24 protein-coding genes and 1 tRNA gene are annotated in these 23,247 nt (G+C 67.8%); 12 read left to right on the top strand and 13 right to left on the bottom strand.

The features are described from left to right. Positions 1–125: 125 nt before the first annotated feature. The 6 genes from GGQ93_RS12985 to GGQ93_RS12960 form a co-directional block, all read right to left on the bottom strand. Positions 126–395, bottom strand: a complete 270-nt coding sequence (locus GGQ93_RS12985) for an ATP synthase F1 subunit epsilon (RefSeq protein ID WP_054764641.1) — start codon at positions 393–395, stop codon at positions 126–128. Next, positions 395–913: a hypothetical protein gene (locus GGQ93_RS12980; protein ID WP_182713410.1), complete on the bottom strand. Its 519-nt coding sequence runs from the start codon at positions 911–913 to the stop codon at positions 395–397. The genes GGQ93_RS12985 and GGQ93_RS12980 overlap by 1 nt, the downstream gene beginning before the upstream one ends. A 2-nt stretch (positions 914–915) precedes the next feature. Beyond that, on the bottom strand, positions 916–2,466 hold the full coding sequence (gene atpD / locus GGQ93_RS12975) for a F0F1 ATP synthase subunit beta (protein WP_152949430.1): 1,551 nt from the start codon (positions 2,464–2,466) through the stop codon (positions 916–918). A 37-nt stretch (positions 2,467–2,503) separates the two neighbouring features. Continuing rightward, a complete protein-coding gene (locus GGQ93_RS12970) occupies positions 2,504–3,397 on the bottom strand; it encodes a F0F1 ATP synthase subunit gamma (protein ID WP_183217544.1) in 894 nt (297 codons plus the stop codon). A gap of 33 nt (positions 3,398–3,430) precedes the next feature. Further along, a complete protein-coding gene (atpA, locus tag GGQ93_RS12965; RefSeq protein WP_183217542.1) occupies positions 3,431–4,963 on the bottom strand; it encodes a F0F1 ATP synthase subunit alpha in 1,533 nt (510 codons plus the stop codon). A gap of 71 nt (positions 4,964–5,034) precedes the next feature. Continuing rightward, the gene (locus GGQ93_RS12960) at positions 5,035–5,589 is read right to left on the bottom strand and encodes a F0F1 ATP synthase subunit delta (protein WP_054764637.1); all 555 of its coding nucleotides are present in this window, start codon (positions 5,587–5,589) and stop codon (positions 5,035–5,037) included. A 258-nt stretch (positions 5,590–5,847) separates the two neighbouring features. Here GGQ93_RS12960 and GGQ93_RS12955 point away from each other — a divergent pair, with 258 nt between their 5' ends. The 3 genes from GGQ93_RS12955 to GGQ93_RS12945 all read left to right on the top strand — a co-directional run bounded on the left by GGQ93_RS12955 (position 5,848) and on the right by GGQ93_RS12945 (position 8,424). Further along, positions 5,848–6,723: an endonuclease/exonuclease/phosphatase family protein gene (locus GGQ93_RS12955; protein ID WP_224764361.1), complete on the top strand. Its 876-nt coding sequence runs from the start codon at positions 5,848–5,850 to the stop codon at positions 6,721–6,723. 97 nt (positions 6,724–6,820) lie between these two features. Continuing rightward, positions 6,821–7,648, top strand: a complete 828-nt coding sequence (locus tag GGQ93_RS12950) for a TerC family protein (protein ID WP_082382597.1) — start codon at positions 6,821–6,823, stop codon at positions 7,646–7,648. A gap of 2 nt (positions 7,649–7,650) precedes the next feature. Further along, the gene (locus tag GGQ93_RS12945) at positions 7,651–8,424 is read left to right on the top strand and encodes a glutaminyl-peptide cyclotransferase (RefSeq protein WP_183217540.1); all 774 of its coding nucleotides are present in this window, start codon (positions 7,651–7,653) and stop codon (positions 8,422–8,424) included. On the opposite strand, the gene GGQ93_RS12940 is transcribed toward GGQ93_RS12945, so the two are convergent. Both GGQ93_RS12940 and katG read right to left on the bottom strand, forming a co-directional pair. Beyond that, on the bottom strand, positions 8,411–8,992 hold the full coding sequence (locus tag GGQ93_RS12940; RefSeq protein ID WP_183217538.1) for a DJ-1/PfpI family protein: 582 nt from the start codon (positions 8,990–8,992) through the stop codon (positions 8,411–8,413). The genes GGQ93_RS12945 and GGQ93_RS12940 overlap by 14 nt on opposite strands. Positions 8,993–9,108: 116 nt before the next feature. Further along, a complete protein-coding gene (katG, locus tag GGQ93_RS12935) occupies positions 9,109–11,379 on the bottom strand; it encodes a catalase/peroxidase HPI (protein ID WP_183217536.1) in 2,271 nt (756 codons plus the stop codon). Positions 11,380–11,523: 144 nt separating this feature from the next. Here katG and GGQ93_RS12930 point away from each other — a divergent pair, with 144 nt between their 5' ends. After that, positions 11,524–12,423, top strand: a complete 900-nt coding sequence (locus GGQ93_RS12930) for a hydrogen peroxide-inducible genes activator (protein WP_054766817.1) — start codon at positions 11,524–11,526, stop codon at positions 12,421–12,423. 68 nt (positions 12,424–12,491) lie between these two features. Then, on the top strand, positions 12,492–12,953 hold the full coding sequence (locus GGQ93_RS12925) for a hypothetical protein (protein ID WP_183217534.1): 462 nt from the start codon (positions 12,492–12,494) through the stop codon (positions 12,951–12,953). Positions 12,954–13,064: 111 nt separating this feature from the next. Here GGQ93_RS12925 and acnA read toward each other — a convergent pair whose 3' ends face one another. After that, a complete protein-coding gene (gene acnA, locus GGQ93_RS12920; protein WP_183217532.1) occupies positions 13,065–15,791 on the bottom strand; it encodes an aconitate hydratase AcnA in 2,727 nt (908 codons plus the stop codon). 360 nt (positions 15,792–16,151) lie between these two features. Here acnA and ccmA point away from each other — a divergent pair, with 360 nt between their 5' ends. From ccmA to GGQ93_RS12890, 6 genes are all read left to right on the top strand, one after another. Then, positions 16,152–16,775 carry a heme ABC exporter ATP-binding protein CcmA gene (ccmA, locus tag GGQ93_RS12915; protein ID WP_183217530.1) on the top strand — a complete coding sequence of 208 codons (624 nt, stop codon included), beginning with the start codon at positions 16,152–16,154 and terminating at the stop codon, positions 16,773–16,775. Continuing rightward, entirely contained in the window at positions 16,772–17,479 is a 708-nt protein-coding gene (gene ccmB, locus GGQ93_RS12910) for a heme exporter protein CcmB (RefSeq protein WP_183217528.1), read from the top strand. The genes ccmA and ccmB overlap by 4 nt, the downstream gene beginning before the upstream one ends. Positions 17,480–17,672: 193 nt before the next feature. Further along, a complete protein-coding gene (locus GGQ93_RS12905) occupies positions 17,673–18,392 on the top strand; it encodes a heme ABC transporter permease (protein WP_183217526.1) in 720 nt (239 codons plus the stop codon). Between the two features lies 1 nt (position 18,393). Continuing rightward, a complete protein-coding gene (gene ccmD / locus GGQ93_RS12900; protein WP_182713397.1) occupies positions 18,394–18,612 on the top strand; it encodes a heme exporter protein CcmD in 219 nt (72 codons plus the stop codon). Continuing rightward, positions 18,609–19,175 (top strand): DsbE family thiol:disulfide interchange protein, encoded by a 567-nt coding sequence (locus tag GGQ93_RS12895; protein WP_183217524.1) that lies wholly within the window; start codon positions 18,609–18,611, stop codon positions 19,173–19,175. The genes ccmD and GGQ93_RS12895 overlap by 4 nt, the downstream gene beginning before the upstream one ends. A gap of 69 nt (positions 19,176–19,244) precedes the next feature. Then, entirely contained in the window at positions 19,245–19,499 is a 255-nt protein-coding gene (locus tag GGQ93_RS12890) for a hypothetical protein (protein ID WP_183217522.1), read from the top strand. On the opposite strand, the gene GGQ93_RS12885 is transcribed toward GGQ93_RS12890, so the two are convergent. The 3 genes from GGQ93_RS12885 to GGQ93_RS12875 all read right to left on the bottom strand — a co-directional run bounded on the left by GGQ93_RS12885 (position 19,500) and on the right by GGQ93_RS12875 (position 22,250). Beyond that, complete coding sequence (locus GGQ93_RS12885) at positions 19,500–20,270, bottom strand: M48 family metallopeptidase (RefSeq protein WP_054764624.1); 771 nt, start codon at positions 20,268–20,270, stop codon at positions 19,500–19,502. It abuts the gene before it with no gap. An 81-nt stretch (positions 20,271–20,351) separates the two neighbouring features. After that, positions 20,352–21,890: a cryptochrome/photolyase family protein gene (locus GGQ93_RS12880; RefSeq protein WP_183217520.1), complete on the bottom strand. Its 1,539-nt coding sequence runs from the start codon at positions 21,888–21,890 to the stop codon at positions 20,352–20,354. A 3-nt stretch (positions 21,891–21,893) separates the two neighbouring features. Further along, the gene (locus GGQ93_RS12875) at positions 21,894–22,250 is read right to left on the bottom strand and encodes a thiol-disulfide oxidoreductase DCC family protein (RefSeq protein ID WP_183217518.1); all 357 of its coding nucleotides are present in this window, start codon (positions 22,248–22,250) and stop codon (positions 21,894–21,896) included. A 147-nt stretch (positions 22,251–22,397) separates the two neighbouring features. On the opposite strand from GGQ93_RS12875, the gene GGQ93_RS12870 reads away from it, so the two are divergent. Then, complete coding sequence (locus GGQ93_RS12870; protein ID WP_183217516.1) at positions 22,398–22,859, top strand: DUF3429 domain-containing protein; 462 nt, start codon at positions 22,398–22,400, stop codon at positions 22,857–22,859. 72 nt (positions 22,860–22,931) lie between these two features. Here GGQ93_RS12870 and GGQ93_RS12865 read toward each other — a convergent pair. Then, a tRNA-Gly gene (locus tag GGQ93_RS12865) sits at positions 22,932–23,006 on the bottom strand. Between the last annotated feature and the right edge of the window lie 241 nt (positions 23,007–23,247).

Genomic DNA, 23,247 nt, shown 5'->3' with positions numbered 1-23,247 from the left:
CCTCCCCCTCCGTCGCTGGATCGCTTCGCGATCGACGCGACACCTCCCCCGCAAGCGGGAGAGGGCAAAGAAAAAGGCCCCCCGCCGAAACGGGAGGCCTCACTCTTTACGACCCTGAGAAAGGATCAGGCCGCGACGACCTCAGTCGCCTGTTCGGCCAGGATGGTCAGGCCTTCGCCGTTGACGTCGGCGAAGCCGCCCTTGACGTCGTACTGGGTCCTGGTCCCGCCGACATAGACGGTCACCAGGCCCTCGCGCAGGGCCGTCATGAAGGGGGCGTGGGCCGGCAGGACGCCGAAGTCGCCCTCGACGCCCGGCGCATCCACCTGGTCCACGAGGCCGGAGAAGACCTCGCGTTCCGGCGAGACGAGGGAGAAGTTGAGTTTGCCAGCCATCAGTCCGATGTTCCGATTTGATAGGAGGCGATGGAAACCGGGTAAGCCGCACCCGTACCCCAAATCGCCAGATAGATCACGGCCCCGCCAGCGTTCCTCTCAAACAGGACGCCCTTTCCGTTGCCGTCGTTTGACTCGCTGTTGAACGCCCAGTCTGCCTGAGCGCGCGTCTTGGCGATGAATTCGTCCCCCGCTTCCGGCCCATTCAGGTCCAAAATAGAGCAGGTCTCCCTACCCGTTTCGGCCGGACGCCCGACCATGATCCGAACGGGATCGATCGGCGTGCCGGAACGGGTGTAGGTGCGGGAGACTTCATCGGCCTTGACGGTAGAAGCCGCGCCTTTGAAACCTCTCTGTTCAAAGAACGCGCCTTCATCGATCAAGGCCGGGAATCGACCATCAGCCAGAAAGGCAGCACAAGCTCCCGCCATAGCTTCAAAATCTCCATCAGCCTGTGCCCGCGCCGAAACGGGCGAGGCCAGACAAAAGAGAATGAGGCTGGCGAGAGCCTTGCGCATGTTCAGGCTTCCGCCGCCATCTTCTCGGCCTTGGCGACGGCCTCTTCGATCGGGCCGACCATGTAGAAGGCCGCTTCCGGCAGGTGGTCGTACTCGCCGGCCACGATGCCCTTGAACGAGCGGATCGTGTCCTTCAGGTCGACGAAGGCGCCGGGGGTGTTGGTGAACTGTTCAGCCACGTGGAAGGGCTGGGACAGGAAGCGCTGGATCTTGCGGGCGCGGGCCACGATCAGCTTGTCCTCTTCCGACAGCTCGTCCATGCCCAGGATGGCGATGATGTCCTTCAGGCCCTTGTACTGCTGCAGGACTTCCTGAACCGAACGGGCGACCTGATAGTGCTCCTCGCCGATCACCAGCGGGTCCATGATCCGCGAGGTGGAGTCCAGCGGGTCCACGGCCGGGAAGATGGCCTGGGCGGCGATGTCGCGGCTCAGAACGGTCGTCGCGTCCAGGTGGGCGAAGGAGGCGGCGGGCGCCGGGTCGGTCAGGTCGTCGGCGGGGACGTAGATGGCCTGGACCGAGGTGATCGAACCCTTCTTGGTCGAGGTGATCCGCTCTTGCAGGTTGCCCATCTCGGTCGCCAGGGTCGGCTGATAGCCCACGGCCGAGGGGATGCGGCCCAGCAGAGCCGACACTTCGGAGCCGGCCTGGGTGAAGCGGAAGATGTTGTCAACGAACAGCAGGACGTCCTTGCCTTCCTCGTCACGGAAGTATTCCGCGATCGACAGGCCGGTCAGGGCGACGCGGGCGCGGGCGCCGGGGGGCTCGTTCATCTGGCCGTAGACCAGGGCGCATTTGGAGCCCTCGGTCGAACCGCCGTTCTTGGCCGGGTCCACGTTCACGTTGGACTCGATCATCTCGTGATACAGGTCGTTGCCTTCGCGGGTGCGCTCACCCACGCCGGCCAGAACCGAATAACCGCCGTAAGCCTTGGCGATGTTGTTGATCAGTTCCTGCATGGTCACGGTCTTGCCCACGCCGGCGCCGCCGAACAGGCCGATCTTGCCGCCCTTGGTGTAGGGGCACATCAGGTCGATGACCTTGATGCCGGTGACCAGGATCTCGGCCGAGGTCGACTGCTCGTCGAAACTCGGGGCTTCCTTGTGGATCGGACGGTAAAGCTCGGTCTTGATCGGGCCGGCTTCGTCGATCGGCTGGCCGACGACGTTCATGATGCGGCCGAGGGTGCCGGGGCCGACCGGCGCCTGGATCGAGGAGCCGGTGTCGGTGACGGGCTGGCCGCGGGTCAGGCCCTCGGTCGTGTCCATGGCGATGGCGCGGACCATGTTCTCACCCAGGTGTTGGGCGACTTCCAGCACCAGGGTGAAGGGCTCGCCCGTCTTCTGGTCGACGTTCTGGGTGTGCAGGGCGCTGAGGATGGCCGGCAGATGGCCGTCGAACTCGACGTCCACGACGGCGCCGATGACCTGGGCGATCCGGCCCGTGGCGACGGCGGAGACAGGGGCGGCGGGCGCGGCGGCCTTTTTGGCGACGGCCTTGGGGGCGGCCGGCTTGCGGGCGGCGGGCTTCTTGGGGGCGACGGTGTCGGTCATGGCTGGGGTCCGTATCGGAATGTCTGTTCGGTCGGGATCAGAGGGCTTCGGCGCCGGCGATGATCTCGATCAGCTCGGTGGTGATCTGGGCTTGGCGCTTGCGGTTGTACTGCAGCGTCAGGGCGTTGATGAGGTCGCCGGCGTTGCGCGTCGCATTGTCCATCGCCGCCATCTGCGATCCGAAGAAGCCCGCCTGGTTCTCATAGAGGGCGGCCAGGATCTGGGTCGTCAGGTTGCGCGGCAGCAGGGTCTCGAGGATTTCCTCTTCCGAGGGCTCGTATTCATAGACCGCGCCGTTCAGGTCGATCGGGGCCGCCCCATTCTGGGTTTCTGGGCCCTCGACCACCGCCGGGATCAGCTGTTTGGCGGTCGGGACCTGGGAGATGACCGACCTGAACTGGCTGTAGAACAGGGTGACCACATCGGCCTGACCGTCCTCGAAGGCCGTGGCGATCATTTCGGCGATGGGCTGGGCCGAGGGCAGGCCCACCGTCTTGTGCTCGCTCAGTTCGAAGGTGCGGACCAGCTTGTCGCCGTACAGGCGCGACAGCTGATCGCGCGACTTGCGGCCGACCGCGATGATCCGGACGTCCTTACCGTTCGCGATCAGGCTGTTGATCCGTTCGCGCGCGGCGCGGATGACATTGGTCGAGAAACCGCCCGCCAGGCCCTTGTCCGCCGTCGCCACCACGATCAGGTGACGCTGGTCCTGACCCGTGCCGGCCAGCAAGCGCGGCGCATCGGCGCCCGAGACGCCGGCGGCCAGGTTGGCGATGACCGAGGCCATCTTCTTCGCATAGGGCCGGGCGCTTTCGGCCTGGTCCTGGGCGCGTTTCAGCTTGGCCGCGGCGACCATCTGCATGGCTTTCGTGATCTTCTGCGTGGCTTTCACGCTTCCGATCCGATTGCGCATTTCCTTGAGGCTGGCCATCCGGCGCTACTCTCTCAGCTTATCCGGTTGAACTCAGGCGAAGGTCTTGACGAAGGCGGCCAGGATGTCCTTCAGCTCGGCTTCCAGCTCCGCCGTCAGATCCTTCTTGGTGCGGATGCCTTCCAGCAGCGAGGCGTGGTTGGCGTGGATGCGCGCCAGCAGCTCCTTCTCGAACCGGCCGACGTCGCTGACCGCGATGCCGTCGATATAGCCGCGCGTGCCGGCGTAAACCGAGACGACCTGCTCTTCCATCGACAGGGGCGAATACTGGGGCTGCTTCAGCAGCTCGGTCAGTCGGGCGCCGCGGGCCAGAAGCTTCTGCGTCGAGGCGTCCAGGTCCGAGCCGAACTTGGCGAAGGCGGCCATCTCGCGATACTGGGCCAGTTCGCCCTTGATGGTGCCGGCGACCTTCTTCATCGCCTTGGTCTGGGCCGAGGAGCCCACGCGCGACACCGAGATGCCGACGTTCACGGCCGGACGGATGCCCTGATAGAAGAGGTCGGATTCCAGGAAGATCTGGCCGTCGGTGATGGAGATGACGTTGGTCGGAATATAGGCCGAAACGTCGTTGGCCTGGGTCTCGATGATCGGCAGGGCGGTCATGGAGCCCGACCCATAGTCCTCGTTCAGCTTGGCCGAACGCTCCAGCAGACGGCTGTGCAGGTAGAAGACGTCGCCCGGATAGGCTTCGCGGCCCGGCGGACGGCGCAGCAGCAGCGACATCTGACGATAGGCCACAGCCTGTTTGGACAGGTCGTCATAGACGATCAGGGCGTGCATGCCGTTGTCGCGGAAGAACTCGCCCATGGCGGTGCCGGCGAAGGGCGCCAGGAACTGAAGCGGGGCCGGTTCCGAGGCCGTGGCGGCGACGACGATGGTGTATTCCAGAGCGCCCGACTCTTCGAGGGTCTTCACGATCTGGGCGACGGTCGAACGCTTCTGACCGACGGCGACGTAGATGCAGTAGAGCTTGGCGCTCTCGTCGTCGGTCTTGTTGACGTTCTTCTGGTTCAGGATGGTGTCGACGGCGACGGCGGTCTTGCCGACCTGACGGTCGCCGATGATCAGCTCGCGCTGGCCGCGACCGACGGGGATCAGGGTGTCGATGGCCTTCAGGCCGGTCTGCATCGGCTCATGGACCGACTTGCGGGGAATGATGCCCGGCGCCTTGACGTCGACGCGGCGGCGCTCGGTGAACTGGATCGGACCCTTGCCGTCGATCGGCTCGCCCAGCGGGTTGACGACGCGGCCCAAGAGGCCCTTGCCGACCGGCACGTCCACGATCTCACCCAGACGACGCACGTCGTCGCCCTCGGCGATGGCGGCGTCGGCGCCGAAGATCACGGCGCCGACGTTGTCGCGTTCCAGGTTCAGGGCCATCCCTTTCACACCGGCCTTGGTGAACTCGACCATTTCGCCGGCCTGGACATTGTCCAGACCGTGGATGCGGGCGATGCCGTCGCCGACCGACAGCACGCTGCCGACGTCGGAGACATCGGCTTCGACGCCGAAGTTGGCGATCTGCGACTTGAGGATGGCCGAGATTTCAGCGGCGCGGATGTCCATGACGGGCTCTCTGTTCTTCAGTCTTCTGCGGGTGCGCCGTTCAGGCGCGCATTCGTTGGGCGGGAGCGGGCTTACGCCCGCTTGAGGGCGAACTTCATCTGGTCGAGCTTGGTCTTCAGCGAGGCGTCGAACAGTTTCGAGCCGACCTTGACCTTCAGGCCGCCCAGGATGGCCGGATCGACCCGCGTGGTCAGTTCCGGCGCCTTGCCCAGGCTCTTGTTCAGCGCGGTCTTGATCGCGGCCAGCTGTTTGGCGTCCAGAGGCTGCGCCGAGACCACTTCGGCGGCCACGATCCCGGCGTGTTTGGCGTAAAGGCGCTCGAAACCGGCGATCACGGCGGCCAGATCACGGGCGCGGCCGTTCTGGGCCAGCAGGCCCAGGAAGTTGACGGTGTTCTGTTCGAACCGGGCCTTGGCGGCGACGGCGGTCAGGCCCTTGGCCTGGTCGTCGGCCGAAATGACCGGCGAGGTCGCCAGGCGGCGCAGATCGGCGCTCTCGGTCCAGGCGGTCTTCAGCGAGACGACGTCGGCGCGAACGGCGTCCAGGCGGCCGGTTTCCAGCGCCAGATCAAACAGCGCCTGTGCGTAGCGATCGCCGACTTCCGTCGTTCTGAAATCATCAGCCACTGATTAGGGTCCGAGGTCGTTGTGTCAGGGTCGCGACCGACTGCGAGGGTCGCAACGGTCAAAAGCTTGAAATGCTTGCGGAAAGCACGACAGAGGCCGTATTGGTGAATACGCCCCCTTCAAGCCGGGCGCCTGATAGCACGGGGTTTTGCCGCTCGCAACATTGCGTGAAGGGTGAAGAAGCCGCACCCGGCGTCGCACCTCGGTCATAGCCCCGTGCGACATTCGTCTTTCTTCTCGTCGTCTTAGAGATTCGCCATGAAGTTCCGCGTCCTGATGATCGCTCTCGTCACCGTCCTGACGGGAACGGCCGCCGCCCGCGCCGAGCCTTTCGCAGCGCCCGAGCCACAGCCGATCCGGCTGATGAGCTACAACATCCGCTACGACGCCCCTGACGATCGGCCGAACTGGCCCGAACGGCGCCCGCACATGGCGCGTCAGATCGCCTTCTTCGCCCCGGACGTGCTGGGCGTTCAGGAGGCCCTGATTCCCATGGTCGCCTATCTGGCCGAACAAGCGCCGGACTACGACCACTACGGCCTGGGTCGCGACGACGGGGCCGAGGGGGGCGAGACCACCACCCTGTTCTGGCGACGCGACCGATTCGAGGTCGTCCGCAAACAGACTCTCTGGTGTTCGCCGACCCCGGATCGCCCTTCGAAGGGCTGGGACGCGGCCCTGCCCCGCACCCTGACGCGGGTGGTGCTGCGCGACCGTTCCGACGGTCGTCTGCTGGACGTCCGCAACGCCCATTTCGACCATGTCGGCGTGGTCGCCCGTGAACAGTGCGCCGCCCTGGCTGCGGACCTGCCGCCTGCGACCGCCGAGGGCGAAACGGCGGCCGTGGTCTTGCTGGGCGACTTCAACACCGGGCCCGACAGCGCCCCCTATCGCCGGATCGTGTCGGCCGGCCTGCGTGACGCCCGCACCGTCAGCCCCGTCGTCTTCGGCCCTTCGACCACCTATAACGGCTTCGACCTCGCCAAGGCCGCGGACGGGGCGCCCATCGACCATGTCTTCGTCGATCCCCGCCTGGCGGTGGAAAGGTTCGGCGTCCTGACGGACTCCTTTTCGGGCCAGGTGATCTCGGACCACTTCCCCCTGGTGGTCGATGTGACCTTCGCCGCGCGGTGAGCCAGGGTGCGACCATTGCACCGCACCCCCGCGCTTGATCGGAACCTGAGCCGGGCCTAGCTGTTCCCGCCGACGCCTTTCCCCTCCTGGACATTCCATGCTCGACAGCATCCTGCCCCTTCTCTCCGACCCGGCCGCCTGGGCGGCCCTGGTGACCCTGGTGGTGATGGAGGTCGTGCTCGGCATCGACAATCTGATCTTCATCTCGATCCTGTCGAACAAACTGCCCGAGCATCAGCGCCAGAAGGTGCGGCGCATCGGCATCGGCCTGGCCCTGGTCATGCGCCTGGCCCTGCTCTCGATCATCGCCTGGCTGGTGGGCCTGGTTCAGCCGGTCTTCACCGTCGCGGGCAACGAATTCTCGTGGAAGGATCTGATCCTGATCGCGGGCGGCCTGTTCCTGGTCTGGAAAGCCACCAAGGAGATCCACCACACGGTCGATCCCACGCCCACCCATGACGTCATGGACAAGAAGGACGTGATGATCACCAACGCCGGGGCGGCCATCTTCCAGATCATCCTGCTGGACCTGGTCTTCTCGATCGACTCCATCCTGACCGCCGTGGGCATGACCGAGCACCTGCCCATCATGGTCGTCGCCGTCCTGGTCGCCGTGACGGTGATGCTGCTGGCCGCCGACCCGCTGGCGAACTTCATCAACGACAACCCCAGCGTCGTCATGCTGGCCCTGGGCTTCCTGCTGATGATCGGCATGGTGCTGATCGCCGACGGCTTCGGCTATCATGTGCCCAAGGGCTATATCTACGCCGCCATGGCCTTCTCGGCCGGGGTCGAGGCCCTGAACATGCTGGGCCGTCGCTCCGCCTCCAAGAAGGAAAAGGCCGAGGCCGCCCGCGCCGAAGCCGAACGCGCCGAGGCCCGCGCCCGCAAGGCCGAGGCGGAAGCCGCCGCCGAAGGCGCCTGACCATGCCGCGCCCGCCCCTGCGCTTCGCCGGCCTGATCGTCGGCCTGCTGCTGGCGGTGGGCGCGACCCTGCCCGTTCGGGCCGAGGTTCCGACCCAGGCCTATCAGGTGGTGCACGCCTATCCGCATGACCGGACGGCCTTCACCGAGGGCCTCTTCTTCCACGCCGGCGCCCTTTACGAGAGCACGGGCCTCTATCCGTCGTCGGTGCGCCAGGTGCGGTTGGAGGACGGCGAAATCCTGCGCCGCCACGACCTGCCCACCGTCTATTTCGGCGAGGGTTTGGCCGCCCTGAACGGCAAGCTCTATAATCTGACCTGGCGCAACCACATCGGCTTCATCTTCAAGCTGGAGGACTTCTCGCCCCTGGGCGGCTTCTCCTATCCGGGCGAGGGTTGGGGGCTGACCACCGACGGACGCCGACTGATCATGAGCGACGGCACCGATCAGATCCGCTTCCTCGATCCCGACACCCTGGCCGAGACCGGCCGGATCTCCGTCACCGCCGACGGCCGGCCGCTGGACCAGATCAATGAGCTGGAATGGATCGACGGCGAGGTCTTCGCCAATCTGTGGCAGGACAACCGCATCGCCCGCATCGACCCGGAGACCGGGGTGGTGAAGGCCTTCATCGACCTGACGGACCTGGTCCCCAAGGACGCGGGCCTGGACCCGAACGACGACGTCCTGAACGGCATCGCCTGGGACGCTGCGGGCAAGCGGCTGTTCGTCACCGGCAAGCGCTGGCCCCAGCTGTACGAGATCAGGCTGCGCTGACCGGGGCGAGGTGTTCCGCGCCGAACAGGCTGAGATAGGCGTCCAGCTCGGCGCTCTTCAGCCCCAGCGAGTCCAGCACCGCCCCCATGAAGCTGACCGGCGCCGTGCCCGCCGCCGTGACGACCCGGTCGGCCAGAACGGCGTGAGGCTGGTCGCGGTAATGGGCCGCCCCGCCGTAGCCGGTGACGGAGAGGCTGTCTGGCCCGTTGGCGGTATGGGGCCGGTCGTCCAGCAGGCCCGCGCGCGCCAGGGCCAGGGTTCCGTCGCAGATGCCGCCCACCGTCTTTCCGGCTTCATGCGCCCGGCGCAACAGGTCGGAGACGTCCGGCGCGCCGGGCTGGCGCCAGATGGAGCCGCCGTTCACCAGGACGGCGTCGATCTCGTCCACCTCGATGTCTTCGATCGAGAGATTTGGAACGACCAACAGGCCGCCGGCCGACACCACCTCCTCCCCATCGGGCGAGGCGAACAGGGTCTCAAACCCATAATGGCTGCGCGCCCCCGCCATGATCAGGGCGGTCTCCCAATCCGCATAGTCCGGCGTCAGAAGCGTTACGATGGTGGTCATGGCGGCGTCCCCTGCTGTCGCCCCAGTTTAACGGCGCTGCGTGACAGTTCATCAGACAAGGATAAGGGCGGACGCCTTGCGACGCCCGCCCCCTTCGCCTCTGCTTCTGCGCCCGATCAGCCGCGCAGGTCGAACCGGTCCAGCTCCATGACCTTGGTCCAGGCCGCCACGAAGTCCTCGACGAACTTCTTCTGGGCGTCGGCGGCGGCGTAGACCTCGGCTAAGGCCCGCAACACGGCGTTCGAACCGAACACCAGATCCACGCGCGTCCCGGTCCAGCGCAGAGCGCCGGTCTGGCGGTCACGGCCTTCGAAGACGTCGCGCGCCGGGCTGGTCGGGGTCCACTTCACCCCCATGTCCAGCAGATTGACGAAGACGTCGTTGGTCAGGACGCCGGGCCGTTCGGTCAGCACCCCGTGGGTCGAGCCCCGCACATTGATGTTGACGGCGCGCAAGCCCCCGATCAGCACCGTCATCTCCGGCGCCGTCAGGGTCAGGCGCTGGGCCTGGTCGATCAGCAGGGCCTCGGCCGGGACGCTGTAGCGGGCCTTCTGATAGTTGCGGAAGCCGTCGGCCACCGATTCCAGATAGGCGAAGGATTCGACGTCGGTCTGGTCCTGGCGGGCGTCGGTCCGACCCGGATTGAAGGGGACGGTCGTCTCATGGCCTGCCGCGCGCGCCGCCGCCTCGACCCCGGCGTTTCCGGCCAGGACGATCAGATCGGCCATGGAGACCTTCTTTCCGCCGATCTGGGCCTGGTTGAAGGCGGACTGGACGCCCTCCAGGGTCTTCAGGACACGGTCCAGCTGTTCAGGCTGGTTGACGTCCCAGTCCTTCTGCGGCGCCAGGCGGATGCGGGCGCCGTTGGCGCCGCCGCGCATGTCGCCGCCCCGGAAGGTCGAGGCCGAGGCCCAGGCGACGCCGACCAGTTCGGACACGCTCAGACCCTTGGCCAGAATCTGCGTCTTCAGGGCGGCCGCGTCGGCGGCGTCGATCAGCGGATGGTCGACGGCCGGAACCGGGTCCTGCCAGACCAGCTCCTCCTTGGGGACTTCCGGCCCGATGTAGCGCGAGCGCGGGCCCAGATCGCGGTGGGTCAGTTTGAACCAGGCGCGGGCGAAGGCGTCGGCGAAAGCCTGGGGATTGTTCAGGAAACGGCGCGAAATCTTCTCGTATTCGGGATCGAACCGCAGCGACAGGTCCGTGGTCAGCATGGTCGGCCGACGCTTCTTGGACGGGTCATGGGCGTCGGGAATGATTTCGCCCGCGTCCTTGGCCACCCACTGGTGGGCGCCGGCCGGCGACTTCTCCAGCTCCCATTCGAAGCCGAACAGGTTTTCGAAGAAGAAGTTGCTCCACTGGGCCGGGGTCTGGGTCCAGGTGACTTCCAGGCCGCTGGTGATGGCGTCGCCGGCCTTGCCGCTGCCGTAGCTGGAGGTCCAGCCCAAGCCTTGCGCCTCCAGTTCGTCGGCCTCGGGCTCGGGGCCGACATGGTCAGCCGGGCCGGCGCCGTGGGTCTTGCCGAAGGTGTGGCCCCCGGCGATCAGGGCGACGGTCTCCTCGTCGTTCATCGCCATGCGGGCGAAGGTGTCGCGGATGTCGCGCGCGGCGGCGATCGGATCGGGATTGCCGTCCGGGCCTTCCGGGTTGACGTAGATCAGGCCCATCTGGACCGCCGCCAGCGGGTTCTCCAGATCGCGCGTATGCTGGACCCCGTCGGCCGTGTCGTCGGCGACCAGAACCGCCTCGTCGGCCGGCTTGTCCACCCCGTGCGAGCCGCGCGCATAGCGTTCATCGCCGCCCAGCCAGGTGGTCTCGCGACCCCAGTAGACGTCCTGGTCCGGCTCCCAGGTGTCCTCGCGCCCGCCGGAGAAGCCGAAGGTGCGGAAGCCCATGGTCTCCAGCGCCACATTGCCGGTCAGAATGAACAGGTCGGCCCAGGAGATGGCCTGGCCGTACTTCTGCTTGATCGGCCACAGCAGACGGCGCGACTTGTCGATATTGACGTTGTCCGGCCAGGAGTTCAGCGGGGCGAACCTCTGCTGGCCGCGTCCGCCGCCGCCCCGGCCGTCGCCGACGCGATAGGTGCCGGCGCTGTGCCAGGCCATGCGGATGAACTGGGGCCCGTAATGGCCGAAGTCGGCCGGCCACCAGTCCTGGGAGTCCGTCATCAGGGCGCGCAGATCGGCCTTCAGCGCCTCATAGTCCAGCTTGGCGAAGGCCTCGCGATAGTTGAACGTCTCGCCCAGGGGATTGGAGCGGGACGAATGCTGGTTCAGCAGGTCCACGCGCAGCTGGCCTGGCCACCAGTCGCGGTTTTGGACGCCGCCGCCCGCGACGGACTCCGTCGTACGGCCCGAAAAGGGGCATTTGGCTTCGGTGGTCATGCGGCGTGTCCTTCTGCTTCGAGACGGCGCCGGGCGGCGCGCCTCAATGGCCCCTGTGATGTGAGGGATATTGGACACGCGGCCGAGAATAACTCCAATCGATTGTCTTTGTATTTTGCATAGGCCGAGCCTATGTATCGCGCCATGCTCCCCACCCTGCGCCAACTCCAGTATCTGAAGCTTCTGGCCGAACACGGCAGTTTCTCCCGCGCCGCCGAGGCCGCCCACGTCAGCCAGCCCGCCCTCAGCGCCGGGGTGCAGGAGCTGGAGCGGATCCTGGGCGCACCCGTGGTCGAGCGGGCGCGCGGCGCCGTCATCATGACCGCCGTCGGCGCCGAGGCCGTGCGCCGGGCCGAGGACGTCCTGGCCCGAACCGAGGATCTGGTCGAGGCGGCCCAGAACGCCGGCCGTCCGCTGTCGGGGCGGTTCCGGCTGGGCGTCATCCCGACCGTCGCCCCCTTCCTGCTGCCCGCCAAATTACCGTCGCTGAAGACGGCCTATCCGAACCTGAAGCTCTTCATCCGCGAGGATCTGACGCCGCGTCTGATCGCCGCGCTCAAGGCGGGTCAGATCGACGCCGCCGTCATCGCCCTGCCCTATGAGGCGCCGGGGATCGAACACGCCCGGATCGGCGACGACGAGATCCTGGCCGCCGCCCCGGCCGACCACGCCCTGGCGGCCCCCGGCCCGATCCGTCCCGGTTCGCTGAAATCCCAGGACCTGATCCTGCTGGAGGACGGCCATTGCCTGCGCGACCACGCCCTGGCGGCCCTGGACATAGAGGCGCCGCGCGGCGACGACGTCTTCGCCGCCACCAGCCTGCACACCCTGATCCAGATGGTCGGCTCAGGGCTCGGCGTCTCCTTCCTGCCCAGGATGGCGGTCCAGGCGGGCTTAGCCGACACCCCGTCCGTCGTCATCCGCCCCTTCGAGAACCAGGCCGACGGCGTCCCGCCCCACCGCGAAATCGTCGTCGCCTGGCGCTCCGGCTCCAGCCGCGCCGCCGAGGCCCGGCTGCTGGCCGAGGCGCTGAAGCTGGATTGAGACCGGTAGCGCGCCATTCGCGCTTGAGCTACAACATCTTCATGGTGAGGTTGCACACGGAGACAGCGATGGCGGCCTATCGGGTTGCGCTGATGTTTGGGCTAGCTATCGGCGCCGCAGGCTGCGCCGCCACGCCGAAAGCGATTTCCGGCGGCGCTGAATTCGCTCTTTCTTCCGACCTCGCCGCCCAGGCGCGCGTACGCAACATGAACATAACCTCGACCAGCCTTTACAACATGCCCCTGCCCCATTTCAGCGAGGATCTGCGAGCGGCGTTGAACCATTGCGCCACCGGGGATCGCGAACTCGACCTCAGAGCGCATATCGAACAGCCGGATCGCGCCCATCTCGTCACCACGTTCGAGTTGACCGATCCAGCAGACAATGATCGCGTGGTGGGCCGCTATCGCATTGGGATCGACGAGGTTGCGCCGCTGGTGCTTTACACAGGAGCCCCGAACCAAAGCGACGCAGGCGCCCGTACCGGGCATGGCCTGTGTGCTCAAATCTTCGGATCGACCGTCCGGTAAGGCGAGGTCCGTTCGCGTGACGTCAAGGCAGAACCGGCGCGGCACGGCGCCCAACAAAAAGGGCCGGCGGATCGCTCCGCCGGCCCTCTTTCTATCTCAGCGCGCCGCCGACTATTCGGCCGCGATCGGCGCCTCGGTTTCCGGGCCGCGCGCGAGGTTGCGCAGGACGTAGGGCATGACGCCGCCGGCCAGCAGATAGTCCATCTCGGTCTGGTTATCGATGCGGCAGCGGACCGGGAAGCGGGCCATCTTGCCGTCCGACGGGCGGAACAGCTCGACCCACAGATCCTGACGCGGGCGCAGCTTGCCGACATTGGCGTCGGACAGGCCGCGGATGGTGACGATCTCCTCGCCGGTCAGGCCCAGCTTCTGCCAGCCGTCCTGTTTGAACTGCAGCGGCACCACGCCCATGCCGACCAGGTTCGAGCGGTGGATGCGTTCGAAGCTTTCGGCGATGACGGCGCGAACGCCCAAGAGGCGGGTGCCCTTGGCCGCCCAGTCGCGCGACGAGCCGGTGCCGTATTCCTTGCCGGCGAAGACGACCAGCGGCCGGCCTTCCGACTGATACCGCATGGCGGCGTCGTAGATCGACATGGTGTCGCCCGACGGGAAGTGTTTGGTCACGCCGCCCTCGATCTCGGGCGTGATTCGGTTCTTGATGCGGATATTGGCGAAGGTGCCGCGCATCATGACTTCGTGGTTGCCGCGGCGGGCGCCGTAGCTGTTGAACTCGGCCGCCTCGACGCCGTGGTTCGTCAGATAGACGCCGGCGGGCGAGGTCTTCTTGATCGAACCGGCCGGGGAGATGTGGTCGGTGGTGATCGAGTCGCCGAAGATGGCCAGGACGCGGGCTTCGACCACGTCCTGAACCGGGGTCAGCTCCATCGACAGGCCGTCGAAATAGGGCGGGTTGGCCACATAGGTGGAGGCGTCGTCCCACTCATAGGTCTGGCCGCCGGCGACCTTGATCGCCTGCCAGTGCTTGTCGCCCTTGAACACGTCCTTGTAACGTTTGGCGAACATGGCCGGGGTGACCGACTTGCGCTGAATGTCGGCGATTTCCTGGGTGGTGGGCCAGATGTCCTTCAGGAAGACGTCATTGCCGTTCTTGTCCTGACCGATCGGATCCTTGGTGATGTCGATCCGCATCGAGCCGGCGATGGCGTAGGCGACGACCAGAGGCGGCGAGGCCAGATAGTTGGCCTGGACGTCGGGGTTCACCCGGCCTTCGAAGTTGCGGTTGCCCGACAGGACCGAGGTGGCGACCAGGGCGTTGTCGTTGATCGCCTTGGAGATCGCCGGGTCCAGCGGACCCGAGTTGCCGATGCAGGTGGTGCAGCCGTAGCCGACCAGGTTGAAGCCCAGGGCGTCCAGGTCCTTCTGCAGGCCGGCGTCGGTCAGATAGTCGGTGACGACCTGCGAGCCGGGGGCCAGCGAGGTCTTGACCCAGGGCTTGGCCTTCAGGCCCAGGGCGTTGGCCTTGCGCGCCACCAGGCCGGCGGCGATCAGGACCGAGGGGTTGGAGGTGTTGGTGCAGGAGGTGATGGCGGCGATCACCACATCGCCGTCGCCGACGGTGAAGCCTTCACCCTCGACGGCCGCGCGCGGAGCGTCGGCGGGACGGTTGAAGACCTCGGTCAGGGCGGTCTCGAAGGCCGGGGCGGCCGCGGTCAGTTCGACGCGGTCCTGGGGACGCTTGGGGCCGGCCAGCGACGGCACGACCGTGGCCAGGTCCAGCTCCAGCACGTCAGTGAAGACCGGGTCTTCCGAGGTCTCGTCGATCCACAGGCCTTGCGCCTTGGCGTAGGCTTCGACCAGGGCGACGCGCGCCTTGTCGCGGCCCGTGGCGGTCAGATAGCCGATGGTGGCGGCCGAGACGGGGAAGAAGCCGCAGGTGGCGCCGTATTCCGGGGCCATGTTGGCGATGGTCGCCTGGTCTTCGATCGTCATGTTCGGCAGGGCGTCGCCGAAGAATTCGACGAACTTGCCGACCACGCCCTTCTTGCGCAGCATCTGGGTGACGGTCAGCACCAGGTCGGTGGCGGTCGTGCCTTCCGGCAGACGGCCGGTCAGTTTGAAGCCGATGACTTCCGGGATCAGCATCGGGATCGGCTGGCCCAGCATGGCCGCCTCGGCCTCGATGCCGCCGACGCCCCAGCCCAGAACGGCCAGGCCGTTGATCATGGTGGTGTGGCTGTCGGTGCCGACGACGGTGTCGGGATAGGCGACGGTCTTCTTGCCCTCTTCCAGGGTCCAGACGGTCTGGGCCAGGTTCTCCAGGTTCACCTGGTGGCAGATGCCGGTGCCGGGGGGCACGACGCGGAAGTTGTTGAAGGCCGACGAACCCCAGCGCAGGAAGTTGTAACGCTCGATGTTGCGCTCATATTCGCGCTCGACGTTCTGGCCGAAGGCCTTGGGCGTGCCGAAGTGGTCGACCATGACCGAGTGGTCGATGACCAGATCGACCGGCACCAGCGGGTTGATCTTGGCGGCGTCGGCGCCCAGGGCGCTCATGGCGTCGCGCATGGCGGCCAGATCGACCACGGCGGGCACGCCCGTGAAGTCCTGCATCAGGACGCGGGCGGGGCGGAAGGCGATCTCGTGCTCGACCGAGCCCTTGTTCTCGACCCAGGCGGCGATGGCCTTCAGGTCGTCCTGCGTCACCGAGACGCCGTCCTCGTTGCGCAGCAGGTTCTCCAGCAGCACCTTCATCGAGCGCGGCAGGCGGGAAATCCCGGCCAGACCCGCTTCCTCGGCGGCCGGAAGGCTGTAATAGGCGTATTTCTTGCGCCCGACGGAAAGGTCCTGGCGGGTGTTGAAGCTGTCGATTGACGGCATGGAGAGTTTTCCTCTGGTCAGCGCCGCCCGACAATCCGGTTGCGCCTTCGCGCGGCAGACGCAGCGGCTCACAGGGCCCCTGCGCGCGCGGCGAAAGCCTGCTGCGGCAAGCGTGCCTATAGACCCGCTCGATCGCACCGTCCATGTGTCCACACCCCCGACGTGGACATTGAGAAAGGTTCTCAAAACAGCGGCCTGGCTCTCCCTCCCCCGGCGGGGGAGGGTGGCCGAGCGAAGCGAGGCCGGGTGGGGAGGGCCAGGCGAAATAACGCCCTGCAAACGCTCCCCATCCCCGCCGGGCCGCCCCCACCCGGTCGCTCCGCGACCACCCTCCCCCGCCGGGGGAGGGAGAATGTCGCAATGATCCACGCCCTCTCCCTCTCCGACCTGACCGTCTCGCGCGGCGGACGGCGGTTGTTCACCGGCCTGGACCTGCGCCTGCAGGCCGGAGAGGCCGTGGCGCTGACCGGCGCCAACGGGGCGGGCAAGACCAGTCTGCTGCGGACCGTCGCCGGCCTGCTGCGACCCGACGCGGGCGAGATCGCCTTTCACGACGGCGACGGCAATCGGCTGGACGACCATCTGGCGCGCGGGCGCGAAGTGCATTTCCTCGGCCACCAGGACGGACTGAAGACCGGACGCACGGCCCGCCGGGAGTTGGGCTTCCAATGCGACTGGCTGGGCCACACCCAGACCGGCTTCGATCACGCCGTCGAGGCGTTCGGCCTTGAGCCCCTGCTGGACCTTGAGGTTCGGCGCCTGTCCGCCGGCCAGCGCCGTCGTCTGGCCATGGGCCGGCTGGTCGGATCGCCGCGCGCCCTGTGGCTGCTGGACGAGCCCATGGCCCCGCTGGACGCCCGCTGGCGCGCCGTCTTCGCCGACCAGATGCGCCGTCATCTCGAGGCCGACGGCCTGATCCTCGCCGCCGTCCACGACCCCCTGCCCATCCCGGCCCGCACCCTGGACCTGGGAGGTCTGGCGTGAGCCGGCCGGTGGACGCCGAACCCCGCCCGCCGGGCCTCCGGGGCGCGACGCGCGTCTTGCTGGAACGGGAGCTGGACCTGGCCTGGAGCGGCGGGGGCGGCCCGCTTCTGGCCTGCGGCTTCTTCGCCTGCCTGACCGCCGTCCTGCCCCTGGCGGCGGGGGGCGATCCGCGCACGCTTTCGCCGGTGGCGGGCGGGATCGCCTGGCTGGCCCTGGCCCTCGCCTCGCTGCTGTCGCTGGAGCGGCTGTTCGAACGGGACCTGGAGGACGGGGCGCTGGACCTGTTGGCGATCGGCCATCTGCCGCTGGAATCGGTGGTTCTGATCAAGGCCCTGGCCCAGTGGATCGCCGTCGGCCTGCCCCTGGCCCTGACCGCGCCGGTCGCCGCCCTGGCCCTGGGCCTGCCGGTTTCTCTGGCGCCCCTGGCCGCCCTGTCGGCCCTGATCGGCGGGGCGGGCTTCGCCTTGACCGGCGCCCTGGGCGCCGCCCTGGCCCTGGGCGCCAAGCGGGGCGGCCTGCTGATCGCCGTCGTGGTCCTGCCCCTGTTCATCCCGCCCGTGGTGTTCGGCGCCGGCGCGCTGGAGCGGGCGGCGTCCGGCCAGTCGCCCGCCCCGGCCCTGGCCTTCCTGACCGCCTATGTCCTGTTCGCCGGGGTCATCGCCGCCTTCGCCGGGGCGGCGGCGGTCAGGAACGCCCAAGGGTAGAGCATGATCGTTTCGGACGGAACCGCTTCGCGGTTCCGACAGAAGCGTGAATCATGCTCTCGCTTTAAATCTGGAGCCTGATTCACCGTTTCAGCGGAACCGCGAAGCGGTTCCTCCTCAACGGATCAGGCTCTAGGGGACGCCGTGACACGCCGCTTGCCCGCCGCCGTCCCGCCGCGTAATCGCTGACACCATGTTCGGCCTGTCCAATCCGCAGCGGTTCATGCGCTTCACCGGCCCGCTGACGCCGGTGCTGTGGACGGCCGCCGCCGTCCTGCTGGCGGTTGGAACCTGGCTCAGCTTCACCGTGCCCGCCGACTATCAGCAGGGCGACACGGTGCGGATCATGTTCGTCCATGTGCCCGCCGCCAGCCTGGGCCTGGGGGCCTATGCGGCGCTCGGGGTCTCCAGCTTCTTCGCCCTGGTCTTCCGCCACGCCCTGGCCGACGCCGCCGCCCGGGCCGCCGCCCTGCCCGGCGCCGCCTTCACCGCCCTGGCTCTTTTCACCGGCTCGCTGTGGGGCCAGCCCATGTGGGGAACCTGGTGGGTCTGGGACGCGCGCCTGACCAGCGTCCTGGTGCTGTTCCTCTTCTATCTCGGCTATATGGCGCTTCGGGCCTCGATCGACGACGAGCAGAAGGGCGCCCGCGCCGCCGCCGTCCTGGGCCTGGTCGGGCTGATCAACCTGCCCATCGTCAAATTCTCGGTCGACTGGTGGAACACCCTGCACCAGCCGGCCAGCTTCCTGACGCCGGGCGCCTCGGGCCTGGATCCCGTCTATCTGCCCCCCTTCCTGACCATGCTGGCGGCCTATGGGGTGTTGTTCGCGGCCCTGTGGCTGACGGCGATCCGCACCGAGATCCGCCGCCGCCGCGTCCTGACCCTGCGCGCGCGAAAGGCGCTGGAGGCCTAAGATGCTCGACCTCGACATGGCGCCCTACGCCGCCTTCGTCTGGCCTGCCTGGGGCGTCAGCGCCCTGGTCCTGGCCGCCCTGACGGTCCGCGCCGTGATCGCCTCGCGCAAATGGAAGCGGGAACTCGAGCGTCTGGAAAAAGACCAGAGCGCGACATCAGACGCGGCTGTCTCCCTGCGTCCTCAAGCAGCGCAAAGCGCGATAGGGCCCTTAAAATGAACCGCTGGCTGGCCCTGCTGCCGCTCGTCGTGGCGGTCGCCCTGTTCGCCCTGTTCGCCGGCTGGTCGCTGAAGCGCGACCCGGCCTTCAAGCCCGACGCCCTGCTCGGCCAGCCCATCCCCGAGACCGTCCTGCCCATGCTGGAGGGCGACACGGCCGGGCCGGGCAATCTGGACCTGAAGACCGCCGGGGTGGGACGGCCCATGCTGGTCAATGTCTTCGCCTCCTGGTGCGCCCCCTGCCGGATCGAACACCCCAAGCTTCTGGCCCTCAAGGCGCGCGGGATCGCCGTCGTCGGCGTGGCCTATAAGGACGAGCCGGTCGCCACCCGCGCCTTCCTGGACGAGCTGGGCGATCCCTATTCCATGGTCCTGGTCGATCGCGAAGGTCGGGCCGGGCTGGACCTGGGCATATCCGGCGTGCCGGAGACCTTCGCCGTGGACGCCATGGGCCGGATCACCGCCAAACAGTCCGGCCCCCTGCTGAACGACGCCGACATCGAGCGGCTGGTCGCCTCCATGCAGGCGCCGGCCCGCGCCCCGCCTTCAAAAAGCAGCCGTTAAGCCGGGATTAACCTTCTTTCCTGAGATCTTGTTAACGATTGTCGCCCCGCGATGCGTTAACGGTTGGCTATGAGCGCGATTCGTCCAGGTTTGCCCCAGACCCTTCCGCCGTCCGGCGGCGAGACCTCGTCGGCGCGCAACGCCCAGGCCGCCTTCTTCCGCGCGGCCCTGAACCAGGTCCAGGCCAATCCGATCCAGGCTGCTCCGATCCAGCCTCAGACGCCCGCCGCAAGCCCGACGCGGCCGACCCCGCCCTCGCCATCGACCGACGGACAGCCGCCCCGGATCATGCGTCCGGGGACCTATCTTGACATCAAGGTCTGATCAGCTCCAGCCCTTGCCGGCGATATATTGCTGCAGCAGGTCGATCCGGGTCGCGTCCGACGGGTGGGTCGAGGCGAACTGCGGAATGCTGGCCTGACGCTGGGCCGCCATCAGCCGCCACAGGGCCACGGCCTGGGACGGGCGGAAACCGGCGGCCTGCATATAGTCCACGCCCAGCCGGTCGGCCTCCAGCTCGTCGCGCCGTGAATAGGGCAGCAGCAGACCGTACTGGGCCGCCAGACCGCCATAGGCGTTGACCGCGTCGCCGTAACGCCCCGCCGCCCCGCCGACGGCCGCCAGGCCGATGGAGGTCGCCGCCTGGCTCGACGCCCGCTCGGCGGCGTGGTTGGCGACGACATGGCCGATCTCATGGCCGATCACGGTCGCCAACTGGTCGTCGTTCTGGACCAGGGCCAGCAGGCTGTCGGTCACGCCGATCTGGCCGGATGGCAGGACGAAGGCGTTCGGGCTCTTCTCGCTGAAGACCGCATAGTCCCAGGTCCGGTCGCCGAGGCCCGCCGCCTGGACCAGACGGTTGCCGACGCGACGGATGCGATCGACCTGGGCGCCCGAGGTCTGGACGCCCGGCTTGCTGATCGCCTCGCGCCAGGCGGCGTTCGATTGCTGAGCCAGAGCGGCGTTGTCGACCAGAAGCAGCTGGTTGCGACCGAGCGCCTCATTATAGGCGCAGGCCGACAGGGCCGAGGCCGCGACGGCGGCGGCCAGCAGACGGACAGGAAGACGGGAGGCGGGGCGGCGAAGGGCGATCATGGAGGCGACCTCTCTGGCTCGAACGGGGAAACAGCCAAGCAAATCCCGCAGCTCCCGTCGAGGTTCCAGCCAAGCTCGCGCTCAATCCCTGGGCGTCGCGCCCAGCAGGGTGCGACACGCCTCGGCTTCCGCCGCCAGGGCCGCCCGCCTCGCCTCCCCAAAACCGTCCAGGGTCCGATAGGGCATGGCCAGGCGCGGATTGTCCCTCAGCCGTCCCCGATTGCGCTCCAGAAAGCCCCAGTACAGCCGGTTGAACGGGCAGGCCGCGTCGCCGCTCTTGCTCTTCACGTCATAGCGACAACCGCCGCAGTAGTCGCTCATCCGGTCGATATAGGCCCCCGACGCCGCATAGGGCTTGGACCCCACGATCCCGCCGTCCGCGAACAGGGCCATGCCCCGTGTATTGGGCATCTCCACCCACTCATAGGCGTCGGCGTAGACGGCCATATACCAGTCGTCGACCGCATCCGGATGCACGCCCAGCAGCAAGGCCAGATTGCCCGTCACCATCAGCCGCTGGATATGGTGGGCGTAGGCGTTCTCCCGCGTCGTCTTCACCACATCGGCCACGCAGGCCATGTCGGTTTCGCCCGACCAGTAGAACCAGGGCAGATTCCGGTCCGCGTCCAGGAAGTTCCTTGCCCGATATTCGGGCGCCTTCAGCCAGTAGATTCCGCGCACGAACTCCCGCCAGCCCAGGATCTGGCGGATGAAGCCCTCGACCGCGTTCAACGGCGCCCGTCCGGCGCGATAGACCGCCTCGGCCCGGCGGCAGACGTCCACCGGATCAAGCAGGCCCAGGTTCAACGACGTCGAGATCAGCCCGTGCCACATCCACGGCTGATCCTCCGCCATGGCGTCCTGCCAGTCGCCGAAGCCGGGCAGGATGTTCGCCAGGAAATCCTCCAGAACCGTCTCGGCCTCCTCGGCCGTCGTCGGCCAGCCGAAGTCGTGCAGGGCGCCGAAATGATCGGGAAACAGGCAGGCGACGTCCGCCATGGCCCCCTGGGCTATGGCGTTGGGCGTGATGCGCAGCCGTTGGGGCGGCTTCACCCCGCGCGGCGCCTTCTTGCGGTTCTCGGCGTCATAGTTCCAGCGCCCGCCCTCCGGCTGATCGCCGTCCATCAGCAGACCGGTCGCGCGCCGCATCTCGCGATAGAAGAACTCCATCCGCAGCTGCGACTTGCCCGAGGCCCAGCGTCGGAACCGGTCGTGGGAACAGATGAACCGCCGGTCCTCGCGGATCTCCACGGGCAGGCCCGCCCCTTCGGCGAAGGCCGCCAGATGTTCGGCCAGGCGCCATTCCCCGCATTCGGTCAGGACGGCGCGGTCATAGACGCCCGCCGCCAGGGCCCGCGCCAGTTCGCCCGTGATGGAGCCGCTGTTGTCCGGATCGTCGATCGCCACATAGCGCACCCGCACGCCCCGAGCCCTCAGCCGTTCGGCGTGGTTCCGCATGGCGGCGAAGACCAGGGCGATCTTCTGCTTGTGATGGCGGACATAGGTCGCCTCGTCGCGCACCTCGGCCATCAGCACCGTGTCCGCGGCGGGATCCAGCCCCTCCAGGGCGGTCAGGCCGCCCGAAAGCTGATCGCCCAGCACCAGTCTCAGAACCGCCATGGCTCAACCCGCCCTTCGCGCCAGGGCCTGAAGTCGGGGCCGCACCATCAGAAACAGGCGATAGGCCGCCTCCAGCCCCGCCAGCACAACCGGCGACCGCGCCGCGAGGCCCAGGGGCCGCAACAGGGGAATGGCCCGCCACATGGCCGCGAAGGCCGCCGCCCCCGACAGGATCCGCCCGTCCTCGCGCGCATGAAACCGGGCCAGCAGGGTCTCGCGATCCAGCGGGCAGGCGACATCCCCGTCGCCCGCCACATCGACGAATTCGATGGCGCCGCGCCGGTCCAGCCGTCGCATCAGGGCGATCTCGCGGCGGCACAGGGGGCAGGCCCCGTCGTGCCAGACGACCAGCCGGCTCATCGGCTCGGTTCAGAACAGGGCGCGGGGCGGGCTGAACGTCGGATCATCGGGGAGGAGAGCTTCCGGAAGGCGCGGCGCGCGGTGATCGTGATATACGAACCGGCGCCGGGGATCGGATTTGCCTCCCCGCACAGACGCCGGATCGAGATGGACACGAACGCCCCCGCCCGCCTTCCCTCCCTCGCCCGCCTGCTGGGCTTCTCGGGCCTGCTGCCCCAGGCGGCGGCGGTCGCCCTGCTGGTCGGCGGCGGGGCCGAACTGCGCCCCCTGGCCCTGGGTTTGGCCTTTGGTTACGCCGCCCTGATCTTCAGCTTCCTGGGCGGGGTCTGGTGGGGCCTGGCGACGGCCGCGCGCGGCAAGGCCCCGGCCTGGGTCTGGAGCGTGGCGGTGCTTCCGTCGCTGCTGGCCCTGGCTGCGGCCTGGCCCCTCGCGGCGGGCGAGAGCGATCTCCGACTGTCGCTGGGCCTGCTGGGCGGCTTCATCGCCCTCAGCGTCCTGGTCGATGTCCGGCTGAAGGCCTTAGGCCTGACGCCCGAGGGTTGGCTGGGGCTGCGGCTACCCTTGTCTCTGGGCCTCGGCGCCCTGACGCTGGCGGCCGCCCTGCTCTGAGACATCGCTGGGTTTCAGGCAAAAAATCGGGGCCTGCCGAGAACGACAGGCCCCTGATTTTGCATCCCGACATGGAGCGGGCGAGGCGATTCGAACGCCCGACCCCAACCTTGGCAAGGTTGTGCTCTACCCCTGAGCTACGCCCGCAATCCGTAAGGCGCCGCGTGTGCGCCCCGTCGAGGAGGGGGCGTATAGCGGAGGGTTGCGGCGGACCGCAACCCTTTTTTTCGGCCTATCGCACTTCGTGCTGCTTGAGGCCGAGAGACCGCCTTTTGATCGCGGCCGGAGCCCCTTCGCCCTCAAGCAGCGAGCCTCGTCATTCCCGCGAAGGCGGGAAAGCGTCGCGAGCGTAGCGCCCTTCCGCGCTCAAGCAGCGAGCCGCCGCGCG

Origin of the sequence: Brevundimonas aurantiaca, from assembly GCF_014199955.1 — a bacterium.
GTDB lineage: Bacteria > Pseudomonadota > Alphaproteobacteria > Caulobacterales > Caulobacteraceae > Brevundimonas > Brevundimonas aurantiaca.
Note: the sequence above shows the minus strand (reverse complement) of the source record. Positions and strands in the feature narration are given on the sequence as shown.

Coding starts and splice junctions, on each gene's coding strand:
- GGQ93_RS12950 (WP_082382597.1), top strand. CDS start 6,821: ATGCTCGACAGCATCCTGCCCCTTCTCTCCGACCCGGCCGCCTGGGCG.
- ccmA (WP_183217530.1), top strand. CDS start 16,152: ATGATCCACGCCCTCTCCCTCTCCGACCTGACCGTCTCGCGCGGCGGA.
- GGQ93_RS12955 (WP_224764361.1), top strand. CDS start 5,848: ATGAAGTTCCGCGTCCTGATGATCGCTCTCGTCACCGTCCTGACGGGA.
- GGQ93_RS12945 (WP_183217540.1), top strand. CDS start 7,651: ATGCCGCGCCCGCCCCTGCGCTTCGCCGGCCTGATCGTCGGCCTGCTG.
- GGQ93_RS12985 (WP_054764641.1), bottom strand. CDS start 395: ATGGCTGGCAAACTCAACTTCTCCCTCGTCTCGCCGGAACGCGAGGTC.
- GGQ93_RS12895 (WP_183217524.1), top strand. CDS start 18,609: ATGAACCGCTGGCTGGCCCTGCTGCCGCTCGTCGTGGCGGTCGCCCTG.
- GGQ93_RS12980 (WP_182713410.1), bottom strand. CDS start 913: ATGCGCAAGGCTCTCGCCAGCCTCATTCTCTTTTGTCTGGCCTCGCCC.
- GGQ93_RS12905 (WP_183217526.1), top strand. CDS start 17,673: ATGTTCGGCCTGTCCAATCCGCAGCGGTTCATGCGCTTCACCGGCCCG.
- atpD (WP_152949430.1), bottom strand. CDS start 2,466: ATGACCGACACCGTCGCCCCCAAGAAGCCCGCCGCCCGCAAGCCGGCC.
- GGQ93_RS12880 (WP_183217520.1), bottom strand. CDS start 21,890: ATGGCGGTTCTGAGACTGGTGCTGGGCGATCAGCTTTCGGGCGGCCTG.
- katG (WP_183217536.1), bottom strand. CDS start 11,379: ATGACCACCGAAGCCAAATGCCCCTTTTCGGGCCGTACGACGGAGTCC.
- GGQ93_RS12875 (WP_183217518.1), bottom strand. CDS start 22,250: ATGAGCCGGCTGGTCGTCTGGCACGACGGGGCCTGCCCCCTGTGCCGC.
- ccmD (WP_182713397.1), top strand. CDS start 18,394: ATGCTCGACCTCGACATGGCGCCCTACGCCGCCTTCGTCTGGCCTGCC.
- atpA (WP_183217542.1), bottom strand. CDS start 4,963: ATGGACATCCGCGCCGCTGAAATCTCGGCCATCCTCAAGTCGCAGATC.
- GGQ93_RS12890 (WP_183217522.1), top strand. CDS start 19,245: ATGAGCGCGATTCGTCCAGGTTTGCCCCAGACCCTTCCGCCGTCCGGC.
- GGQ93_RS12885 (WP_054764624.1), bottom strand. CDS start 20,270: ATGATCGCCCTTCGCCGCCCCGCCTCCCGTCTTCCTGTCCGTCTGCTG.
- GGQ93_RS12940 (WP_183217538.1), bottom strand. CDS start 8,992: ATGACCACCATCGTAACGCTTCTGACGCCGGACTATGCGGATTGGGAG.
- GGQ93_RS12970 (WP_183217544.1), bottom strand. CDS start 3,397: ATGGCCAGCCTCAAGGAAATGCGCAATCGGATCGGAAGCGTGAAAGCC.
- acnA (WP_183217532.1), bottom strand. CDS start 15,791: ATGCCGTCAATCGACAGCTTCAACACCCGCCAGGACCTTTCCGTCGGG.
- GGQ93_RS12925 (WP_183217534.1), top strand. CDS start 12,492: ATGGCGGCCTATCGGGTTGCGCTGATGTTTGGGCTAGCTATCGGCGCC.
- GGQ93_RS12870 (WP_183217516.1), top strand. CDS start 22,398: ATGGACACGAACGCCCCCGCCCGCCTTCCCTCCCTCGCCCGCCTGCTG.
- GGQ93_RS12930 (WP_054766817.1), top strand. CDS start 11,524: ATGCTCCCCACCCTGCGCCAACTCCAGTATCTGAAGCTTCTGGCCGAA.